Source organism: Bradyrhizobium sp. Rc2d, assembly GCF_900099855.1.
GTDB lineage: Bacteria > Pseudomonadota > Alphaproteobacteria > Rhizobiales > Xanthobacteraceae > Bradyrhizobium.
In genome coordinates this window covers 1-2,900 of the sequence record NZ_FNCU01000108.1, presented here as the reverse complement: position 1 = coordinate 2,900, position 2,900 = coordinate 1, and the positions used below count along the sequence as shown (strand labels likewise).

The following is a 2,900-nucleotide window of genomic DNA, read 5'->3' as shown; positions in this document are numbered from 1 at the left end:
TAGAACTCGATACTCAGGTTCAGCAGAAGAAGGCTGCTGACGAAGCTCGGATGAGAGCCGAGCAAGCTGCCGCTGACGCTAGATTGAGAGCACAGCAAGAAGCAGCTGAACGGCAGAGGCAAGCGGCAGCTGAGGCAGCGAGACAGGCGGCTGCTGATGCGGCTAGGCAGGCGACTATACGAAAGAGCCAGCCACCTGTGTTACCACAGGTTAAGCAATATCCAGCTTTTTCGTCCATGGCCGGAATTGCCTATAACGACGAACAGGTAGACGTCAACGTAGAGCGATCACTTAGTAGGCATGTTGTCTACCAATGCGGCGCCGAAGAAAATCTCTACGTTTGCTATTCAAAACATCACTTGAATGGCGGATATAATGGAAATTTCGAACGTTACCTGGGAGGAAAATGCTGGGACGTGCGAGGCATAAGTTCGGCTCGTAGAAAAAACTATGACGGGGGGCAAACGGTTGATGTTATTTGCTTCTACGAGCCTGCTGGATAGTTTCGGATGCTTCCGGCATGATTCGATAACAACCTCTTGCTCAGCCGAGCAGCTCTGAATGTCTACCACCTAAGTGGACTAGAAACGAGGGGGAGGGGCGTCCAGCGAAAATGTGGCGCTACTGATGATAGTGCGATCATTCAGAAAGCTGATACTGCTAGCTTGTGCTTTGCTTCTAGTTGAATGCATTGGAGCTGAAAACGCATTTGCCCGTAACCCGGATGAATGCGGAGCCCGTCTGCTTGCACATTTCAAAGGGAAGCCGGTAGCATTTCTTCGATGGCTGCGATTGCCAACGTCACGCTTTCTATGTGAAGGCTGCCCAAGAACAGCAGACTATCACGCTGATCGAATCAATATAGAGTTCTCGAGTAGGACGAAGAAAATTTCCGGCCTATATTGCGGCTAAGTCGTGCAGCTAGTTGCTCCGGCATCTTAGCTAAGGCGTCACCGGCCTCCTATTCCGTCTAAAGAGAAGGGCTTTGGCTCCGCTGCGGTCCAAGGGATAAAGCTTGAGCTCGATCTCATCTACTTCGTAGCGAGAACCGCCTAAGGCTTGGAGCACGTCGAGGAGGGTAAGTCGCGAAGAGCGTTCCCTTCGACCTCAAGATTACGCAGGAACCAATTGCAGTGGTGAGGAACGCTCACCTCACGCTCATTTATAAAAAACGACGCTTCCTCACCGTCGTATGCTTCATTGTCGATCGAGTAGAGACTCCATTTCCAGATAGCAGATCATGCTGGCGCTGGGTGACTTGATCCAAGGCAAAACTTGGATTGGCAGCACCGAGCCAAGTCCAAGCTCCAAGCGCAAGTATCAAATCTTTCCATGCTTGACGTGAGTCGGTCACTTGTCTTTCGGGAGCAGATCATCGAGCCCCGATCCAGCCCCTTCCACCTCCTTGCAGGCAGCAGGCTTTGGCAAAACGGATTCCTTGCTGCACTGCTCCCGAAGAGCCTTTACTCGCTCCTGCGCTCTATGAGCCTCATTCGCCGCATTTGCATCGTCTAAGGGCTTACGAACTGCTGCGGCAGCCTTTGCGTTACATGCACGAAGCTTTTCTCCATAGCCAGTAGTCGAGCACCACGAGGCATCAAAGACATCCTTGCACTTCTCGAAAGTCGCAATGGATGGCCCTCCGCATGAAGGCTTGAAGTCGATCATTTTCGCCCCCTTAACCTTCCACAGCGGTTCCGTGCATGCTCGGCTCCGCTCTTGAGCGCTATGAACGTATTCGTTCTGCTTGATTTGATACGCTCGACATTCGTCGTAGTTCTTAGGGTCGGACGGCGGGAGGGGAGGTTTGTCCGCCTCGGCTGACATTAACGGTGTGTACAGGCCCGCCAAAATGACGGCCGCCAGAAGCGGGGAATAAGGACGGAGCACGGATCACCTTAGTTGTTGAACTTAATAAGGGTGTCGATCGCTAATCTTGCTCTTTGTGCAGTCTCGATATTGCACGCCGGCACGAAAGTGACAGAAGTCCGAGAGCCCATGACGAAGCCAACATCGACGCAATTGGGAGCAGACTTCTTGCAGTAAACCTTCACATTTACGACGGGACGTCCGTCCAAGAATGTTTGATCCAGCGGGCGATCAAGCTCGACATTATTTAAATCCTTATAGGCCACCGACACTGCGAGGGTGTACGGCGCTTTATCACCCTCTTTCACTTCAGCCGTAAACTGAAGCCGCTTCTCGTCTCCCAAGGATTTTGTAACGGTGTGGTTGAGATGTTGGTCTTGGTAGCGAATGGGCTTGCTGGCGCATTGAAGTGACAAGTCCAGCGTCTCTGCGGCTTCGTGAGCCTCACTGTTCGAAACCTGAGGAGCATCGGGTGCCGACGACGGCGCAGTCATCATCGATTGATTGGCAGGAGGATTCTGCGCTTTGGCCTCATCGTCGTCCTCGATGTAAACTTTAACGGGAGCAGAAAATGTAGTGCCAGTACCCTCCTTGCGGGCCTTACTGTCCTTTGCCGCTGCAGTTAGAGACGCAGTACATACGATCGTCGCAATTACAAGACTTACGCTAAGAGCCCTCATGGGAATTTTCCTATGCAGCAACGACAGTCTTATCAGGAACAGACCTTATGGATGTGATTGTGTAAATACCCTTGCCATTCGCCTGCTAGTACCTCCGGCGAGTGCAAAAAGTTTCATATTTGAAACAAACCGGGTCTGGATAATCGGAATAGAAATTCTCGCAGCGAGGCAATGAACGGTCCACCACGTATGGACAATCCTGTCGCCGGACTTTCTCTTCAGCCTGCTCTTGCCTTGCTCGTTCAGCGGTTTCTTCCTGTGCTCTCAATCTAGCGTCAGCGGCAGCTTGCTCGGCTCTCATCCGAGCTTCGTCAGCAGCCTTCTTCTGCTGAACCTGAGTATCGAGTTCTA

General features: G+C 52.0%; 4 protein-coding genes. 1 reads left to right on the top strand and 3 read right to left on the bottom strand.

Going from position 1 to position 2,900, the window contains the following annotated elements; genetic code table 11:
- Window positions 1–503: hypothetical protein (locus tag BLV07_RS48285; RefSeq protein WP_176946206.1), on the top strand; the 503-nt coding region annotated here is incomplete at its 5' end.
- 847 nt (window positions 504–1,350) lie between these two features.
- Here the strand turns inward: BLV07_RS48285 and BLV07_RS47255 are convergent.
- The 3 genes from BLV07_RS47255 to BLV07_RS48480 all read right to left on the bottom strand — a co-directional run.
- Window positions 1,351–1,668 (bottom strand): hypothetical protein, encoded by a 318-nt coding sequence (locus BLV07_RS47255; protein WP_143035756.1) that lies wholly within the window; start codon window positions 1,666–1,668, stop codon window positions 1,351–1,353.
- A 230-nt stretch (window positions 1,669–1,898) separates the two neighbouring features.
- Window positions 1,899–2,549 carry a hypothetical protein gene (locus BLV07_RS45675; RefSeq protein ID WP_091899139.1) on the bottom strand — a complete coding sequence of 217 codons (651 nt, stop codon included), beginning with the start codon at window positions 2,547–2,549 and terminating at the stop codon, window positions 1,899–1,901.
- Between the two features lie 85 nt (window positions 2,550–2,634).
- On the bottom strand, window positions 2,635–2,900 hold a 266-nt coding region (locus BLV07_RS48480), incomplete at its 5' end, for a hypothetical protein (RefSeq protein WP_210187870.1).